The organism is Mesorhizobium sp. G2-6-1 (assembly GCF_055809095.1).
Map to the genome: position 1 here is coordinate 1532097 of NZ_CM147896.1, position 15896 is coordinate 1547992.

Sequence of the window (15896 nt, forward strand, 5' to 3'; positions counted from 1 at the left end):
CCAACTCCAACCAATTGGTCGTCCAGCATGTGAATTCCGAGCACTCCGCCAGAGGTGGATGTGATGAATATTTCGGCGGCGGCCCGGGGGCCGCTTCGGTGCCTGCGGCGCTCCCGGTGTCGGCGTCACCTTTTTCCCATCGATCACGACATGACGCTGGTCTATGCCGCTGACGGCACGGATTTCCCACCGCGTGGGGTTCTGGGCGGTGGCGATGCGCCGCCCTGCGTAAGCGCAAAGAGACTGGCGAACGGAGCGCTTCATGAGCTGCCCGCGTTTCATGAAGAGGTCTGTCGCGCGGGTGAGGAAATCGAGTTCGTCGCCTGCGGAGGTGGGGGCTACGGCAACCCACCCGAACGCGATCCGGAAAGGGTCTTGGACACGATTAACCGCGGATGGCTCAGTCCAGAAAGAGCGCACGAAGCTTACAGCGTTGTCGTCCGTATGGATCAGGCAACGGGCGAGTACACACTTGATGAGGAAGAGACACGGAAAATGAGGGCGAGCTGAAGGCCAGCCCTGACCTTCTGGACTTTTGCAGAAGCGGCCCAATCAGCCCAAAATACCCGCCGTCTCGCCGCCATCGATGGGAATGATCGCACCATTGATGAAACTGGCGGCAGGCGAAAGCAGCCAAGTTACCACCTCTGCCACTTCCTCAGGCAACCCTAAACGCGCTGCAGGGATCGTTCCAGTGACGGCTTCCAGACGCTCCGGGTCGTCTAAGATCCTTTGCATCATACGGGTTCTGATCTGCCCGGGGCAAATTGCGTTAAACCGGACCTCATTGCCATATTCCAGAGCAAGTGCCTGGGTAAGCCCAATCAGGGCCGCTTTCGATGCCGTGTAGAGCGAGAGATCTTTTTGCCCCACCATTCCTGCCACTGATGACGTTGTCACCACGCTGCCGCGGCCCGCGCGCAATCCAGGCAAAGCTAGGTGCGTCATCACAAACACACTACGGCTGTTGACTGCGAAAATGCGATCCCAGTCAGCCGTGCTTGCATCTTCAAACGCCTTACGCATCGACATGCCGGCATTGTTCATCAATCCGTAGAGCTTTCCTTCACCGATCTCATGTGCCCTCGAAACAACTGTCTTGCAATCCGCTTCCACACTGACATCACAGCGAATGAATTCCGCTCCGGATGTGTTGTTTGAAATTTCAATCCCCGCAGCTTCGTCGCGCCCTGTGAAAACGACTGTCTGCCCCCTTTGAGCTAGCATTTCCACGCACGCGCGGCCAATGCCATGCGTGCCTCCAGTCACGATCACGACTTTTGTCGATTTCATACCCGCTGTTTCCCCCGGGCAAGTCGAGCGGAGACCAAATCCAGTTTCTCGAGCGTTTCCGTTGTTTCCGCGGAACCGTGCATTGTGCTGATCATCATATTGCGCGGCCGAATATCCAAATGCCTTCATCCAGCAAAGCACGATGCAGCAGCTCTAGCAAAGCTGCGTCGTGGCTGAAGGTATCGCGGTACCGCTGCGGTGGTTGATTTGCAGCAAAGATCGACAGGACGGAACCGTGACCGTCCGCGCAAAGCGGAAGACCGCGCCCGCCTGGCCAAGTTTCCGTATCCCACATGTCGGCCCAGCTCGCAGGTGCCTTCTTCAGCTTGTCGCCATCGTAGCTCAGTACCATTGACCACACGAAAAAACCGACCCCGCAGTCACTCGACTTGGCATGCGTCATGAGAGCATTTGCTATTCCAAGCGCTTCGACGGAGATATTTTCCAGAAGTCCCTCGTCGCAGGCGAGAACCATTTCGTTTTCGTCCATCTGGACCACGTCCCAAGTGACACTGCCCGTCTCAACCATCGATTTGATTTTCGAGATGCCACCATCGTAGGTGTCTTCCTGAAGATCGATACCCGTTTCCTTCTCGAAAGGCTCAAAATACGACGCGCGCTGCGCTTCCTGCAGTGCGCCGCCGAATGCCGTCACCGTGAGAGTTTCTGCCTGTACGGCGGTAACGGCGATCAATGTCCCAAAGACCGCACCAATGATTGATTTCATAAGGAATCTCCGATTGTTTCACCTATAAAATATCATATATTATAATTCTGTCAAGCATTGTGAAATATCGAAGCCTGGGAGACCAACCAAGCCTCAAACTACCTACCTTTGAAATCATCCTTCGGCTGGCGCTTCAGCTTTCGGCAATTGCACTGAAAACCACGGCACAGAACCCCAACAAATTGGAGCCCGGTTTTAATATTCACATCTCGGATCCACGTTAACGGAAAAGTTTGCGCAGCGCCGCGTAGGAGCCCCCACACTTCCCGGCCCCCACTTAATCCAGCTGCATAACTTGTGCCCGCGTCGATTCATGGCGCTTTGAGCGCCTCACGGATCGCGGTGACAGCGTCGTGGAGCTTGTTGACATTGTCGTTGGGTTGGCTGTTGGTTTGGACCGTGACGAGGATGCCGTCATCCTCGAACCAGACGTAGAGCGTGCGGTAGCCAAGCGTCATACCCTGGTAGAACCAGAACGGCCCGTCGGGCGTCAGCTTCTTGACGAGACCGAGCGCGTAGCCCTCCGGATCTTCGGGCGTCAGCTTGTCGATGGGTTCGCCGGTCTTGACGGAGATCAACGACAGCCATTCGGCCTGCTGCTTCGGCGGAACCACCCGACCTTCGAAGACCGCGCGCATCCATCGGCTCACGTCGCGGGCATTAGAGATGGCACCGCCGGCGGCCTGGGCCCAGGAGGTACTATCCTCACGCACGTCGCGACCGATCAGGGGCTGGTTCCATGTCTCCTTGCAATCGGGCGGCTGGTACTCGGCGCAGGCGGTGTTCTCGAAATAGCCATGCGCCAGACGGGCGATTACCGCGGGCGGATAGGTCCCGGGCGAATAGAACGTTGAATGCAAGCCCTGCGGCTCGAGGATCAACTCGCGCAACAGGTCGGGATAGGTCGTGCCCGCCGCCTTGGCCGCAATCATCCCAGCCAGGATGAAGTTGGTGTTGGAGTAGTAATAGCCCGTGGTTGCGGGCAGGTCATTGGTGGCGGAGGGATAGGCGGCCTTGACGAGTTCCTCAGCCGTCAGATTGCGCTTCGGCTCCTCGACCCAGGTATGCGAGATAAATTCGGTCTCTGAATAGCTCGGGATGCCACTGGTCATGTTCAGGAGGCGCCTGATGCTGACATCGCCCCATGCGGGATACTGTGGCAGCCATTTTCCGACCGTGTCGTCGATTGACAGAAGCCCTTTGGCTTCTAGCAGTAGGATCACCGCAGCGGCGAAAGATTTAGAGGTGCTGCCCATGGCAAAAAGTGTGTTCTGGTCAACCGCCGGATCCTCGGGCGCGTGGCCAGTCGTGCCGGCGAAGGCCTCGATGTTCGGCCCAGGGGTGCCTAGGCTGACATAGGCCGAGATGCCGGTCACGCCCTCGATCGGTGCACGTTTTGCCAACCAGCCGTTCAGCGCCGCCTGGACGCGCTCGGACTGCGTCGTCGCAGCGTCGGCCAGCGCGCCGCCCGCAAACAACATGGCCGCGCCAACGGCGGCGCACATAACTAATTTCATGATTTTTTCTCCACTGGACCTCTACACCCGTCGTCGCGACCTGGGAAGGATTTTCGTTCTGCTGTGCGGCCAGCCCGGTCTGCCATCGACTCTGGGGGAAAGAAAGTGGTACGGCACATTATGACTATGGTCTATATCTGATCGACTTGTATGAGTCGCATGCCATAGGGCCTAATGGATCGACGTCCTGAGGACGAAAACTACGTTCGCAATGAAGAGGGTCCTGTGCAGTCGCTGATCCACCAGGCGCACCAACTGATCGAGCATTACGGTCTCGCCGCACTATTCATCTCGTTGACCCTTGAAGCGTTCGGGCTTCCTGCACCGGGCGAAAGTGCAATGATCCTGGCGAGCGCTCTTGCGGTCGAGGGGCAGTTCAGTGTTTTGGGTGTCTTCGTCAGCGCGTGGCTCGGTGCAGTGCTCGGCAACACCATAGGCTACGTGATCGGACGGCACTTTGGTGCACCGGCCATGCTTGCCCATGGTGCCCGTCTCGGCCTGACAATCGAGCGCTTCGAGATGCTGAAGGGTGCCCTGCACCGTCACGGAATAGCAGTTCTGGTCGTGGCTCGATTCTTGCCGGTGGCACGTCAGACTAGCGGGATGATAGCCGGCGTTGCCGGCGTGCCCTGGCTGCTCTTCGTCCTGGCCGACTGCGCCAGCGCCGCGATCTGGGTCGGGTTCTGGACCTACCTGGCCTACAGCCTCGGCTCCGATACGGCGGTGATGCCCTATCTTTTTCACCATGTTCGCTGGGTGATCGCCATAGTGGTTCTGCCGGTGCTGATCACCTTCGTCATTCTTGGGTTCCGCCAGCGACGGGTCAACGTCTCCCCGACCAAGAGGAACCTGTAGCCGCCCAGCGAGCCCTCGCCCCACCCTCGAGCTTCTCGCGGACTGGACCGTCGCTAATTGCTCATTGCCCTCTTGAACGGCTCCCTGATGTATACAAGACTTGCCTCTTAACAGAGGGATGGCATCGTCAATGACAAAGACGACGAGTAGTGAATCAACCGGAGGTACCGATGCGTATACCGGGTTCAATCTTGACATGACTTCGGGAAGTGGCGTCTCGGCGCACCTTGATCGCCGTGTCTCGCAGATCCTGGGCGACGTCTACCGGTCCGAGGTCTGGAAGACGATCATCTCGCCGGACACCCCGCCCTCCACCGTTCGAGATATCATGTCCGAAGTTCACCTGGGGGTTCTGTCCTTCCAAAAGGATGTTCTGGAAGCTTCGCTGGCGGCGATAGGTCAACTTCCGCACGACCTTCCCGTCGACATGGTCAAGCAACTGGTCAATCATCAGATCGACGCGTTCGACCACCGCGAAATTGTTCTGAGTGACTATGGCGACTTGGGCCGCGACGAACATGCTACCACTTCGCAAATGAGGTCACCGACATCTTTCGCGATTGCAGCGGTTTGGCGGATGATCGTTCACGAGAGGAATCCATTCCTGTATCTGGGGGCGCATTATTTAATCGATGCCGTTTCCTTTGCCGTTTCGAAGCGTGTCGTCGGTCATCTGGAAGACCGCGCGGACCTCTCGTTCACGGTCGACTACCTGAACCATCACGCGGACGAGGGCGAGCGGCATGACGAGCATATGCGCGAGATCATCGCTCTGGTCGTCGATCGTCGCCCCGAAACGGCAGCATCGATTACGTGCGGCTTTGAATACCTGGCAGAGGTTTACCCGCTCCGGCATTGGAGCGCGGCCATGCAGTACGCAGCCATTAGACCAAGCGGGGCGTAGCATTTGATCAGATTCGAGGTCGTCCTCGCGGATACGGACACCCTGCGGCGGCAAGCGTTTCGGTTCCGATATGGTGTATATATGAGCATGCCGGGAGAGGTGCAGCCTTACGCCGACCACGAGACCTGCACGCTCACGGAGCCTATGGACCGATACGCGCTGATTTATTTGGCCCTTCTTGACAGTGAGATCATCGGAACGATTCGCGCCAACAGGGCCTCCGATCCAGAGGCGAGCTATCTTAGAAAGGTCTACCGGATCGACGATTTCGGCTTCGCGGATTTGAGCCGGGTCCAATTCACGTCGAAGCATGTCTTTGCTCAACGTTATTGGTCATCGATCTATCCCTCGCGCCTCATGGTCCGCTACGGCGAGCTCAGCTTCGAACGCGGCGTGGAGGTCGATTTTATTGACGTCAACAAGCCCCTGATCGGCATGTTTAGCCGGATGGGCTACTTCTCCTACCAAGGCTATATATTTCACCGTTATTACGGAAGCGTGCAGCCCATGTTCCTTGCGCTCGACACGATCGACTACCTGAAGTCCATCGGCAGTATCCTGCACCGCCCGGCCAGCCGTACGCTGACGGATAACTGCTACGGGGGATACGAACTTATCCGGCGTCATGCCACGAGCCCGTTCGCCCAACGCCCTCGCAAGGCATACGAGGAGTTGATGACGCCATCATCGTGACGTTGAGGTCGCGCGGTTGACCGCACATTGGTTCATGAGCCATGACGATACGCGGGAAGCCGAATGCACGCTGGTGTTGACGGTGCCAAACTACAACTCAGCGATGGCCTCGCCATCTCTACGCACGGCAAACGTCACACCCTTCAGCTGCCCGTCAGCAGCCGAACCTTCGATCATGCAGTTTTGAGCCTTGCGCCGTCGGGGACCAAGCCCTGCTCCAGAAACCTCCACAGCGCGATGGCCAGTTTCCGAGCGAGAGCAACGACACCGACCTTGCGGGACCGCCCGGCCTTCTCAGAGAAGCAGCGCCGGTACCACCTCGCGAGTTCGCTTTGTGGTTGATAGCGCAGCCAGCACCAGGCAAGCTCCACCATCATTACACGCGCGGGCTTGTTGCCAGCCTTGCTGATGCCCTGATCACGTGAGACCTCACCACTGGCATAGTGCGCCGGAGCCAGGCCAAGGTACGATGCAAGATTCTTTCGGTTTTTGAATGACCGGTGGAAGACTTCCGTAACGAGTGTAGTCGCACCTCCTTCACCTACGCCGCACAACCGTGTGAGCATCGTGATTTTTCCGGCGTTCACCATTGGCTGTTCCCGAGCGACAGCTGCCGAGCGCTCGGCTTCGAGCGCTTTGATTTGAGATGTCAGCACTTCCAGTCGTTCGAACTGCCTGGTGAGTTCGCGTAGGAGGAAGGGGCCGAGAGAGCGGCCATCGCCTGTCTTCACCTGGATCAGCCACTGACGCCATCTGCCTCCCCACAATCCGCGCACGTTGCGGATGCCCTGCAGGTTCAATAGTCCGCGAATGCGGTTGACGTTGCGAGTCCGTTCCTTCAGCAGCTGAGTCCGCTCGCGCGTAAGCCGTTTTGCATCTTCTTCCTCCGGCGTTGGGATCCGTACCGGTCGGCAGACGGATTTGTCGCCGAGCAGGAATGCCTTCAGCACGAACGCCATGGATTCGACATCGACCCTATCGGTCTTCACACGTCTTCCTCGACGTGAGACGAGAAAGCTCGACGCATCGAGCACAATCGTATCGATGCCACGATCGATCAGGAACCGTGCCAGCCAGAAACCATCTTATCCTGCTTCAAAACACACGCGCAGTTGCACGTTCACGTGGCCTGCGCCGATTGTCTTTTCCACGATCTTGTTCAAGGCGCCCAAGAGCCCGTCAGTGTCGCCGCCACTAACTGGGATCGTTACGATCTTCTCGCTTCCAGGAAGAAGCGCACCCACCAGCCATTTGCCGCGGCTGAGTTCCAGCGCCACGTAGCACGTGGCAGTTTCCATGTTAATCTGCTGACTGTTCATGATGATCCTCCTTGCAAATATCCTCTTGGAAGATCGAACAATCGGCCTTCGCGGAGAACCTGCACAGGATCTACAACGAAGTCCGACCACACAGTGCCATCGGAAACCAATCGTTGATATCACTGTTAAACTGTTTCGGCGTCACTCCGGCGGCCTGAGCATTGACCCCGGAAAATGTCCCAGCCGGGTGGTCCAAATTCGGGGAGCACTTCAAAGGGGCTCAGGTCTGATGCCAAAAATGGTGCCCAGAGGCGGATTCGAACCACCGACACGCGGATTTTCAGTCCGCTGCTCTACCAACTGAGCTATCTGGGCTTCCGTCCACAGGATGGCAGAATTTCCATCTGTTGAGGATGTCGCAGGATACCAAGGCACCCTCCGAAAGCGGATGGGTTATAACACGAGAATCCGCCCTGTCCAGCGCCAGCCTGGCGATTTCGTCTCGGTTGTTCCAACAAGGAGAAAACACCATCCAGCATACGTCAAGACGATGCGTCAAACAGGTGCACTAAGTGCAATGACCAGCTTGGATAACGAAAGACCCAAAAACTATTCCGTAGGGTTGAAGGGGTCGGCAGTTGTGTCTTCTTCGTCATCACGAATCGGAATGGCGTATGCGCCTTTTAACCAGCGATTTAGATCGACATCCTTGCAGCGCGCTGAACAAAACGGAAATGTCTGGCGTGCCGATGGTTTGCCGCATTCGGGGCAAGGGCGCTTTGGCCGCAATGGCGTAACAGATGCAGATTTTGCGGCACTCATGACAGGTCACCGGCCGGCCAATCGGCGTGTGTCTTGAAGCCTTCGCCACCAAGAAGCGCCACAGTTTCGTAGAGCGGCAGACCGACCACATTGGTATAGGAGCCGACGAGCTTAACGACAAACGAACCGGCTATGCCCTGCACGCCATAGCCACCGGCTTTGCCGCGCCATTCACCTGAGGCCAGGTATTTTGCTATTTCCTCGCGCGACAGCCGCTTGAAACGAACTCTCGTCTCGACGAGGCGCTGGCGAATCTTGCCGCTGGGTGTGATCAGGCAGACCCCCGAATAAACGCGATGAGATCGACCCGACAGCAGTTGCAGACAGTTGGAGGCCTCCTCGAAGGTCTCGGCTTTCGGCAAGATACGGCGACCAACTGCAACCACCGTGTCGGCGGCAATCAGAAAAGACGACGTTGACCCAGATTCTGCCATGAGAGACGCAAACGCTTTTTCCGCCTTCAGCTTGGACAGTCGCCTGGCCAACGAGCGCGGATGTTCTGCGCGCAACGGCGTTTCGTCGACATTGGCTGGACATACGCGGTCCGGCTCAATACCTGCCTGTTGCAACAGTTCAATCCTGCGCGGTGAAGCCGATGCAAGCACAAGCTTCTGCAATTTGCTCTCAGCCATTCAGCCGGGCCCTGATCGATAATTATTTGAAACGATAAGTGATACGGCCCTTGGTCAGGTCATAGGGCGTCATCTCGACCAGCACCTTGTCGCCGGTCAAGACGCGGATGCGGTTCTTGCGCATACGACCAGCAGTGTGGGCGATGATCTCATGTTCGTTTTCGAGTTTAACCCTGAACATGGCATTCGGCAGCAATTCCGATACCACGCCCGGAAACTCGAGGACTTCTTCCTTCGGCATTCGTTACCTTTTCTTGGATGACACTTTCAGCGCATTCGTCTGAAATCGCGCGGAACCTATATGATAAACGCGTCTTTGTGAACACGCTTAATCTGCCTTAGTTTTTACGTCTATTGGCGCGAAACGGCAAATGATTCGTGCCTTCAGGCGTTCGCGAACATCTCGGTAGGCTGCCAGAATCTGTTCACGCGGCCCCGTTATAGTCGTGGGATCGGCCGTTGGCCAATATTCTACATCAACCGCCATCGACCTGGTAAACTCAAGTGCGGTATGGTGTGCTTCCGGTGCCAAGGTGACGATGAGGTCGAAATAGGCATCCTCCAGGTCCGCCATGGTGCGCGGATGCCAGTCCCCCAGCGAAAGGCCATCTTCGGACAGAACGGCATCCACAAATGGATCGCGATCACCGCTGCGAACGCCCGCAGACGCCAAAAATACGTCTGGAGCTACCAATTGGCGAGCCAGCGCTTCGGCCATCGGCGAACGCACCGCGTTCATGCCGCACATGAAAAGGATGGAACTGACCAAGAAGGTTCAACCTCGCCAGTGAAGAACGCAAACCAGCGTAAACAGCCGCCGGGCGGTGTCGAAGTCGATTTCTATCTTGCCCGAAAGCCGATCCAGAAGCGTCTGTGAGCCTTCATTGTGCAGCCCACGCCGCCCCATGTCTATCGCCTCAATGTGGCTGGGCGTGGCCGAGCGAATGGCATCGTAATAGCTCTCACAGATCATGTAATAGTCTTTGACGATCCGTCGAAACGGCGTCAGCGACAGAATATGGGTCACGACGGCCCCGCCATCTTCACGGTTGACCTCGAAGACGAGGCGGCTTTCGGCTAATGAAAGCCTCAGCCTGTAAGGCCCGCTTTGTTCATCGTTTGCCGGGTGGAAGCTGTTTTCCTCGATGAGATCAAAGATCGCTACCGCACGCTCATGCTCGATATCAGGCGTCGAACGGCCGATCGATTCGTCGAGAACGACGTCGATCAGTTTATTGCAGTTCTGATCCGAACTCGACATCTATGCCTACATGTTCAGCCGGATGGAGACGGATCTGGCGTGGGCATCGAGCCCCTCCGCTCCAGCGAGTTTGATGGCGGCAGGTGCCAAAGCACTTAGCTGCTCGGGACCAAGCTTGAGAATAGAGGTGCGCTTGACAAAATCGAGCACTGAAAGGCCCGAAGAGAACCGGGCCGAGCGCGCTGTCGGCAAAACATGGTTGGAGCCGCCCACATAGTCGCCAATAACTTCCGGCGTATGGCGACCCAGAAATACGGCCCCGGCGTTGCGCATGCGTGCAAGAAACGCTTCGGGGTCGTCGATTGCCAATTCGACATGTTCCGCCGCAATGCGGTCAGCCAATGGCAGCGCGTCATCGATTGTCGCAACCTCGATGATTGCGCCAAAATCGCGCCAGCTTGCTGCGGCCATTTTAGCTCGTGACAATGCCGGCAATTGTCGTTCGACCGCCTCTTCAACCGCTCTGCCAAAAGCGGCACTGTCGGTAATCAGAATCGACTGCGCCGATGCGTCGTGCTCGGCCTGAGCCAGCAGATCGGCTGCGATCCAGTCGGGATCGTTGTCGGCGTCAGCGACGATCAGCACTTCGGAAGGTCCGGCGATCATGTCTATGCCGACCGTGCCGAATACCTGCCGCTTGGCTGCCGCCACGTAAGCATTGCCGGGTCCTACGATCTTGGCTACCGCTTTGATGGTATCCGTTCCGTAAGCCAGAGCGGCAATCGCCTGCGCTCCGCCAACGCGATAAATTTCGGACACCTGGGCAATATCGGCGGCTACGAGAACCAATGGGCTGATTTGACCGCCGGGTGCCGGCACAACCATGACGATGCGCTCAACGCCGGCCACCAGAGCCGGGACCGCATTCATGAGAACCGAACTTGGATAGCTTGCAGTGCCCCCGGAACGTAGAGGCCAACTGCTTCCAATGCTGTCCAGCGTGAGCCGAGTTCCACGCCGATTTCATCTGAATAGCGGTCATCTTTCGGTATCTGTCTTGCGTGATGCGACCTGATACGGTCGCGCGCAAATTTCAGAGCCTCCACAGTTGCAGGCTCAACAGCATCATAGGCGGCGGTGATTTCGGCCTTTGACACAGCAATGCCGAGATCGTTCAGGTCAGCCCGGTCGAATTTCTTCGTGTAGTCGATCAGCGCAGCGTCACCCTCAGCACGCACACGAGCAATTATATCGCGCACAATGGTGTCTACGTCAGCCGATGCCTCGCGCTTGGATGCCAGAAAAGTGACAAAGCGCTGCTCGAAATCAGAATCTGACCGGCAAAGCGTAATGGCCATCGGTATCTATACCTTATGGACAGGGCGGGATGCGGCCTGCCATGCGCCGCCAATATCGGCGAGGCGTGCTTCGATGCATTCGACATCAAGCATCACCGTACCTCCTCCCGAAAAAACGAGTTCCACAATGCCTGCGGGAGGGGTCAATGGAACAAAGCTGATGGCTAGTAAGGACAGCACATCATCGGGTTTATTGCGCGAAATACCGCTTGTCTTGGCGCCAAGCACGCGGTCGAAATGAAGAACGCTTTGCCGACGTTCGTGATTTCGCTTGAATAAGCCGGTCTTCTTTTCCCAGGCGAACCGCTTTATCACCAGCACAAAGCGTTTGTTGGCGGGCAGGAATTCAAGGTCGCTGACTTTCATCACGGCGTCTTGAACGTGAGCCGAGATGACGTTCAGGTCCTGTTCGTCCAGCGCGACGAGCTTGAGAGCGTCCATTTCGATTTCGCACCTGCGAAGGTTTGTGTTTGACCTTTTGTTAGGCGGTCTTTTGAGCCTGCGCAACCGCGATAAGAAATCGCAGCGCGATCAGCCGGTGATCCGTTCGATCACCGCTCCGCAGCCCGATAGCTTTTCTTCCAGACGCTCGAAGCCGCGATCCAGATGATAAACACGGTTGACGATGGTTTCACCCTCGGCCGCGAGACCGGCTATGACGAGGGAGACGGAAGCGCGCAGATCTGTCGCCATCACCGGTGCTCCCTTCAATTTCGAAACGCCGTCGATAATGGCGGTCTGCCCCGAAAGCGTGATATGTGCGCCAAGCCGGGCCAATTCCTGCACATGCATGAAGCGGTTTTCAAATATCGTTTCAGTTATGTACGATCGGCCTTTGGCCATGGTCATCAACCCCATGAACTGCGCCTGCAGATCGGTTGGGAAGCCGGGAAAGGGCTGGGTCGTTACATCAACCGGGGCAATGCCCGCGCCATTGCGTCTGACACGGATGCCGGAATTTGTCGTGCTGATCTCGGCACCGGTCTGACCGATAATGTCGAGCGCGGATTGCAAAAGATCAGGCTGTGCGCCGTCAAGAAGAACGTCGCCACCGGTCATGGCGACCGCCATGGCATAGGTCCCGGTCTCGATCCTGTCGGGAACGACACGCACGCTTGCGCTGGAAAGCTGATCGACGCCATCAATCGTAATTGTCGATGTCCCTGCGCCGGAAATCTTTGCGCCCATCGCGTTGAGGCATTCCGCAAGATTGACGACCTCAGGCTCACGCGCGGCATTTTCCAACAGGGTTTCGCCGCGCGCCAGCGAAGCCGCCATCAACATGACATGAGTGGCACCAACAGAAACTTTCGGAAAAACGAAACGATTGCCTCTAAGGCGATTTTTGGCCTTTGCATTGACGTAACCATTGTCAACATCGATATCGGCACCGAGCGATTGCAAACCTTCGATGAAAAGATCGACAGGACGCGTGCCGATTGCGCACCCGCCGGGCAAAGAGACCTTGGCTTGTCCCATGCGCGCCAGCAGCGGCCCAATCACCCAAAACGAGGCACGCATCTTGGACACCAACTCATATGGAGCAGTAGTATCGACGATATCGCGCGCCGTGAAATTGACCGTACGGGAATAGCCCTGGCTCTGCTTTTCGCGGCGACCATTGACGGAATAGTCGACGCCATGATTGCCGAGTATGCGGATAAGCTGTTCCACATCCGCCAGATGCGGCACGTTTTCCAACGTCAATGTACCCTCGGTCAGCAGCGAGGCAATCATCAGGGGCAGGGCTGCATTTTTCGCGCCTGAAATCGGAATGGTTCCGGTGAGCTCGTTACCACCGACTATTCTTATGCGGTCCATTGATGGGTTTTCCTACAGCCGGTGTAGCCAGCGTTCAATCGATTGAGTCCGGCCCATCTAAACCATTGGTCGGCTGCGTTCAAGAAATTGCGTCGGCTCTTGCGTCTGAGCAACGAAATCCAATCACCTCGTCGGCTTTTCTGTAGCCGCGCCAAGCCCATCAGGGCGCGCATCAGCCTCGCCTGTGCGGCGGGACCGCGACTGCGCTTTTCGCTTCTGCAAATTGGCGCGCAAGGCATTCGCCAGACGTTCGGCGCGCTCGTCACCGCTTTTCTTTTGTGGCTGCTTCTGTTCCGGCATTGGCACATCCAGTTTCAGGAATATAGGAAGCTGCTATTATGGCAGGTACGTGTCGGCAAAGTCGACATTAGAGCATCGGGTGGCTAAATGGGAACATTCTGCCGCCCGATGCTCTAACAACAAGCCATAGATACCTTGCACTTGCGCATGCGTTGTGGCAGAAGTCCGCCGCATCTGTGTTGCTGCCGTAGCTCAGCTGTAGAGGACCCTCTTGGCAAGGGGAAGTTCCAGGGCTAAGGCGGTTGAAACTAAAGGGTTCTTCCAGAGCCCGGCTGACTTGGGGTAACGCTCGAGGTAGTTATCTGGATAAAGATCGGCTGTGGTAGCTCAGTGGTAGAGCACTCCCTTGGTAAGGGAGAGGTCGAGAGTTCAATCCTCTCTCACAGCACCATTTTGATTAATAATATCAAGCCCAAAAATGGCACCAAGCCCGACCATATTCAGGGATGGTGGCGTTTCAGCCGTGCTCAGGTAACCTTCGACGAACCGCCTGATCGCAGAATTTCGTCAGCATTCGATTATTCTTGCGGCATCATCAAAACTCTTTGATGCACTCTGCCGTGCGCGCCACCCCTTCTTCGATCCGATCGACAGGGATCGAGGAATAGGCCATCCGAAAGAACCTGCAGGGCTGGTCTGACTGCGAAAAAAATGGTGAACCTGATTCGATGAGCACACCATCAGCACGCAGCCGCTGTGCCAGTATATCGGCGTCAGTGTTCGCCGTCCCCTCGATCCAGAACGACGTGCCGCCGAAATTGGCAACGCCCGCTATCTTCAATCCCACGCGCTTCAGCGTGGCTTCCATGATTTCATGTCGGCGAGAATATTGATCGCGCATTCGCCGTATCACAGCATCGTAATGTCCCAGTGCCAGAAAATAGGCAGCCGTGCGCTGCAAATGGCCGGATGGATGGCGCAGCATCAGTGCGCGCAAGGCGCGCGCTTCGCGTATGACCGGTGCCGGGGCGACCAGATAGCCGAGCCGCAGGCCAGGGAAAAGCGACTTGGAAAAGCTGCCCACATACAAAACCCGCCCGCGCCGGTCGAGAGATTTGAGCGCCGGCGAGGGTGGTGCCAGAAAGCTCATCTCAAATTCATAGTCGTCCTCGACGATTATGAAGTCTTTCTGGTCGGCGGCATCCAGCAATTGTTGACGCCGCTCCATGGGCATCCGCGCTGCCGTCGGTGCCTGGTGGCTGGGGGTAACGAAGACCGCATCTACCCGTTCAGGAAGTAGCTCTGGTGACAGGCCGTCCTTATCGACGTCGATCATCGTGACTTTGGCACCGCTTAGCCGCAACGAAGCATATATTTCAGGATGGCCGGGATTTTCATAGACGGCGTGCATCCCTCGTTTGAGAAGAAGCTGAATGGAAATCCACAAAGCGTTCTGCGCGCCAACAGTAACCAATACCTCATCGGCCTGTGCCTTGATGCCACGGCGCGGAAGCGTGCGCGAACAGATGTAGTTCACCAACTGAATGTCGTCAGCCGCCGCAAAGTCACCGGCCATCAGTTCGAAATCGCCGCGCCCAAGTGCACGCCGCGTACAATCGCGCCATGCGGCGAGATCAAACAGCGACATGTCCATCTGTCCATATATGAACGGAAAAGGGTAGCGGCGCCAATCGAGTGGCTTGACGATCGGTTTGGCTATCGAGAACCGCGATTTGAGCCTCGCGTCCCAGTTGACGTTCTCGTTCAGTGCAGCGGGTTCTTCTAACCCGATCCGCGCTACAGGGGCGCTTAGCGACACCCGGTAGCTGCGGCGCACAGACTCTATGTAGCCCTGCGCTGCCAATTCCTGATAGGCAAGTGTCACAGTGATGCGCGAAACCTGCAGATATTCAGCCAGCTTACGCGTTGAGGGCAGGCGCGCTCCCGGTAAGAGCCGACCAGAAAGAACACCGGAAACAAGCGTTTCACGTATTTGCGCTTGAAGATTTCCGCGAATGGTCTTGTCGAGAAAGAAAACGGCCTCTGAGATGCGCGGTGCGGGAGCCTTCACTGTTTTTGTCACCATTTGGACTCATCTAACTTTCCATTTGGATATATCGTGGTTCCGCAATTCTATCTACGGTTTTCGTGTTGATTCAATGCATCCAAAACCAAGAAACAATGGCATGAATCGCTGTCGGTTTTTAATTGGCACAAGCACAAGTTGCTCTCCGTACATCACGGCACCGCCACATCGATGGCGCGTCTCTGCGTGGGGGTATGGCTTGAGCGCGATGGAACTTTGATGCTGGTAGCGACCTGCTCGACCATCGCTGGGGCGATGGTGTCATGTATTCTGCCCTGGCAGAACGTCGAATGGTCCAGTTGGTGGCTGGTAAAGGGCAAGCGCTCGACCTGCTGATCTTCTCCTCACCGCTCCAAGGCCACGGCGTTTTGACCCCGTTCCGCCGGCTCGGCCAGCGTGCCATGTATCACTGGTACTACCTCAAAGATGAAAAGCTTTAGCAACGGCACGTTCGACGCATAAGCGACCTGCAAAGAAAGGAATGCTCC

Annotated in this window: 19 protein-coding genes, 2 tRNA genes and 2 pseudogenes; 7 read left to right on the forward strand and 16 right to left on the reverse strand. The window is 56.8% G+C overall.

Annotation, left to right across the window (positions count from 1 at the left end):
- The first annotated feature begins 63 nt into the window (after positions 1-63).
- Positions 64-510 (forward strand): hydantoinase B/oxoprolinase family protein, encoded by a 447-nt coding sequence (locus AC0L7S_RS07275; protein ID WP_473473723.1) that lies wholly within the window; start codon positions 64-66, stop codon positions 508-510.
- Positions 511-552: 42 nt separating this feature from the next.
- Here the strand turns inward: AC0L7S_RS07275 and AC0L7S_RS07280 are convergent, their stop codons facing one another.
- From AC0L7S_RS07280 to AC0L7S_RS07290, 3 genes are all read right to left on the reverse strand, one after another.
- Positions 553-1293: an SDR family NAD(P)-dependent oxidoreductase gene (locus AC0L7S_RS07280; protein ID WP_473473724.1), complete on the reverse strand. Its 741-nt coding sequence runs from the start codon at positions 1291-1293 to the stop codon at positions 553-555.
- 94 nt (positions 1294-1387) lie between these two features.
- Positions 1388-2020, reverse strand: a complete 633-nt coding sequence (locus AC0L7S_RS07285; RefSeq protein WP_473473725.1) for an extracellular solute-binding protein — start codon at positions 2018-2020, stop codon at positions 1388-1390.
- Positions 2021-2331: 311 nt separating this feature from the next.
- Positions 2332-3537, reverse strand: coding sequence for a serine hydrolase domain-containing protein (locus AC0L7S_RS07290; protein ID WP_473473726.1), 1206 nt, complete (start codon positions 3535-3537; stop codon positions 2332-2334).
- 225 nt (positions 3538-3762) lie between these two features.
- Here AC0L7S_RS07290 and AC0L7S_RS07295 point away from each other — a divergent pair, with 225 nt between their 5' ends.
- The 4 genes from AC0L7S_RS07295 (at position 3763) to AC0L7S_RS07310 (ending at position 6176) form a co-directional block, all read left to right on the forward strand.
- Entirely contained in the window at positions 3763-4392 is a 630-nt protein-coding gene (locus AC0L7S_RS07295; RefSeq protein WP_473473727.1) for a DedA family protein, read from the forward strand.
- A gap of 130 nt (positions 4393-4522) precedes the next feature.
- On the forward strand, positions 4523-5296 hold the full coding sequence (locus tag AC0L7S_RS07300) for an iron-containing redox enzyme family protein (protein ID WP_473473728.1): 774 nt from the start codon (positions 4523-4525) through the stop codon (positions 5294-5296).
- Between the two features lie 81 nt (positions 5297-5377).
- On the forward strand, positions 5378-5989 hold the full coding sequence (locus AC0L7S_RS07305; protein ID WP_473473729.1) for a hypothetical protein: 612 nt from the start codon (positions 5378-5380) through the stop codon (positions 5987-5989).
- A 16-nt stretch (positions 5990-6005) separates the two neighbouring features.
- Positions 6006-6176, forward strand: coding sequence for a hypothetical protein (locus AC0L7S_RS07310; protein WP_473473730.1), 171 nt, complete (start codon positions 6006-6008; stop codon positions 6174-6176).
- Here the strand turns inward: AC0L7S_RS07310 and AC0L7S_RS07315 are convergent.
- The 12 genes and pseudogenes from AC0L7S_RS07315 to AC0L7S_RS07370 all read right to left on the reverse strand — a co-directional run bounded on the left by AC0L7S_RS07315 (position 6163) and on the right by AC0L7S_RS07370 (position 13382).
- Positions 6163-7062, reverse strand: coding sequence for an IS110 family RNA-guided transposase (locus AC0L7S_RS07315; protein WP_473474214.1), 900 nt, complete (start codon positions 7060-7062; stop codon positions 6163-6165). The genes AC0L7S_RS07310 and AC0L7S_RS07315 overlap by 14 nt on opposite strands.
- A gap of 12 nt (positions 7063-7074) precedes the next feature.
- Positions 7075-7308, reverse strand: coding sequence for a hypothetical protein (locus tag AC0L7S_RS07320; RefSeq protein WP_473473731.1), 234 nt, complete (start codon positions 7306-7308; stop codon positions 7075-7077).
- Positions 7309-7547: 239 nt separating this feature from the next.
- A tRNA-Phe gene (locus AC0L7S_RS07325) sits at positions 7548-7623 on the reverse strand.
- A gap of 234 nt (positions 7624-7857) precedes the next feature.
- Positions 7858-8070: a DNA gyrase inhibitor YacG gene (yacG, locus tag AC0L7S_RS07330; RefSeq protein WP_473473732.1), complete on the reverse strand. Its 213-nt coding sequence runs from the start codon at positions 8068-8070 to the stop codon at positions 7858-7860.
- Positions 8067-8702 (reverse strand): Maf-like protein, encoded by a 636-nt coding sequence (locus tag AC0L7S_RS07335; RefSeq protein ID WP_473473733.1) that lies wholly within the window; start codon positions 8700-8702, stop codon positions 8067-8069. The genes yacG and AC0L7S_RS07335 overlap by 4 nt, the downstream gene beginning before the upstream one ends.
- 22 nt (positions 8703-8724) lie before the next feature.
- Complete coding sequence (gene infA / locus AC0L7S_RS07340) at positions 8725-8943, reverse strand: translation initiation factor IF-1 (RefSeq protein WP_195164597.1); 219 nt, start codon at positions 8941-8943, stop codon at positions 8725-8727.
- 87 nt (positions 8944-9030) lie between these two features.
- Positions 9031-9450, reverse strand: coding sequence for an arsenate-mycothiol transferase ArsC (locus AC0L7S_RS07345; RefSeq protein ID WP_473474215.1), 420 nt, complete (start codon positions 9448-9450; stop codon positions 9031-9033).
- Between the two features lie 27 nt (positions 9451-9477).
- Positions 9478-9963, reverse strand: coding sequence for a UPF0262 family protein (locus AC0L7S_RS07350; protein ID WP_473473734.1), 486 nt, complete (start codon positions 9961-9963; stop codon positions 9478-9480).
- 6 nt (positions 9964-9969) lie between these two features.
- Positions 9970-11261: pseudogene (gene hisD, locus AC0L7S_RS07355) on the reverse strand (histidinol dehydrogenase).
- A gap of 6 nt (positions 11262-11267) precedes the next feature.
- Positions 11268-11702, reverse strand: coding sequence for a DUF2948 family protein (locus tag AC0L7S_RS07360; RefSeq protein ID WP_473473735.1), 435 nt, complete (start codon positions 11700-11702; stop codon positions 11268-11270).
- Between the two features lie 90 nt (positions 11703-11792).
- Positions 11793-13082, reverse strand: coding sequence for a UDP-N-acetylglucosamine 1-carboxyvinyltransferase (gene murA, locus AC0L7S_RS07365; protein WP_473473736.1), 1290 nt, complete (start codon positions 13080-13082; stop codon positions 11793-11795).
- Between the two features lie 123 nt (positions 13083-13205).
- The gene (locus AC0L7S_RS07370; RefSeq protein WP_473473737.1) at positions 13206-13382 is read right to left on the reverse strand and encodes a hypothetical protein; all 177 of its coding nucleotides are present in this window, start codon (positions 13380-13382) and stop codon (positions 13206-13208) included.
- A gap of 316 nt (positions 13383-13698) precedes the next feature.
- Between AC0L7S_RS07370 and AC0L7S_RS07375 the strand changes: the two genes are divergently transcribed.
- Positions 13699-13773, forward strand: a tRNA-Thr gene (locus tag AC0L7S_RS07375).
- A gap of 144 nt (positions 13774-13917) precedes the next feature.
- Here the strand turns inward: AC0L7S_RS07375 and pdxR are convergent.
- The gene (gene pdxR, locus AC0L7S_RS07380) at positions 13918-15408 is read right to left on the reverse strand and encodes a MocR-like pyridoxine biosynthesis transcription factor PdxR (protein WP_473473738.1); all 1491 of its coding nucleotides are present in this window, start codon (positions 15406-15408) and stop codon (positions 13918-13920) included.
- Positions 15409-15659: 251 nt separating this feature from the next.
- Between pdxR and AC0L7S_RS07385 the strand changes: the two are divergent.
- A pseudogene (locus tag AC0L7S_RS07385) lies at positions 15660-15848 on the forward strand (FAD-dependent oxidoreductase); the annotation flags it as partial.
- Between the last annotated feature and the right edge of the window lie 48 nt (positions 15849-15896).

Bases quoted from the DNA above. Each gene is read 5' to 3' on its own strand.
- AC0L7S_RS07305 (WP_473473729.1), top strand. From the start codon at position 5,378: ATGAGCATGCCGGGAGAGGTGCAGCCTTACGCCGACCACGAGACCTGC.
- AC0L7S_RS07360 (WP_473473735.1), bottom strand. From the start codon at position 11,702: ATGGACGCTCTCAAGCTCGTCGCGCTGGACGAACAGGACCTGAACGTC.
- AC0L7S_RS07335 (WP_473473733.1), bottom strand. From the start codon at position 8,702: ATGGCTGAGAGCAAATTGCAGAAGCTTGTGCTTGCATCGGCTTCACCG.
- murA (WP_473473736.1), bottom strand. From the start codon at position 13,082: ATGGACCGCATAAGAATAGTCGGTGGTAACGAGCTCACCGGAACCATT.
- AC0L7S_RS07285 (WP_473473725.1), bottom strand. From the start codon at position 2,020: ATGAAATCAATCATTGGTGCGGTCTTTGGGACATTGATCGCCGTTACC.
- AC0L7S_RS07280 (WP_473473724.1), bottom strand. From the start codon at position 1,293: ATGAAATCGACAAAAGTCGTGATCGTGACTGGAGGCACGCATGGCATT.
- AC0L7S_RS07290 (WP_473473726.1), bottom strand. From the start codon at position 3,537: ATGAAATTAGTTATGTGCGCCGCCGTTGGCGCGGCCATGTTGTTTGCG.
- AC0L7S_RS07370 (WP_473473737.1), bottom strand. From the start codon at position 13,382: ATGCCGGAACAGAAGCAGCCACAAAAGAAAAGCGGTGACGAGCGCGCC.
- AC0L7S_RS07275 (WP_473473723.1), top strand. From the start codon at position 64: ATGAATATTTCGGCGGCGGCCCGGGGGCCGCTTCGGTGCCTGCGGCGC.
- AC0L7S_RS07300 (WP_473473728.1), top strand. From the start codon at position 4,523: ATGACAAAGACGACGAGTAGTGAATCAACCGGAGGTACCGATGCGTAT.
- infA (WP_195164597.1), bottom strand. From the start codon at position 8,943: ATGCCGAAGGAAGAAGTCCTCGAGTTTCCGGGCGTGGTATCGGAATTG.
- yacG (WP_473473732.1), bottom strand. From the start codon at position 8,070: ATGAGTGCCGCAAAATCTGCATCTGTTACGCCATTGCGGCCAAAGCGC.
- AC0L7S_RS07320 (WP_473473731.1), bottom strand. From the start codon at position 7,308: ATGAACAGTCAGCAGATTAACATGGAAACTGCCACGTGCTACGTGGCG.
- AC0L7S_RS07345 (WP_473474215.1), bottom strand. From the start codon at position 9,450: ATGTGCGGCATGAACGCGGTGCGTTCGCCGATGGCCGAAGCGCTGGCT.
- AC0L7S_RS07350 (WP_473473734.1), bottom strand. From the start codon at position 9,963: ATGTCGAGTTCGGATCAGAACTGCAATAAACTGATCGACGTCGTTCTC.
- pdxR (WP_473473738.1), bottom strand. From the start codon at position 15,408: ATGGTGACAAAAACAGTGAAGGCTCCCGCACCGCGCATCTCAGAGGCC.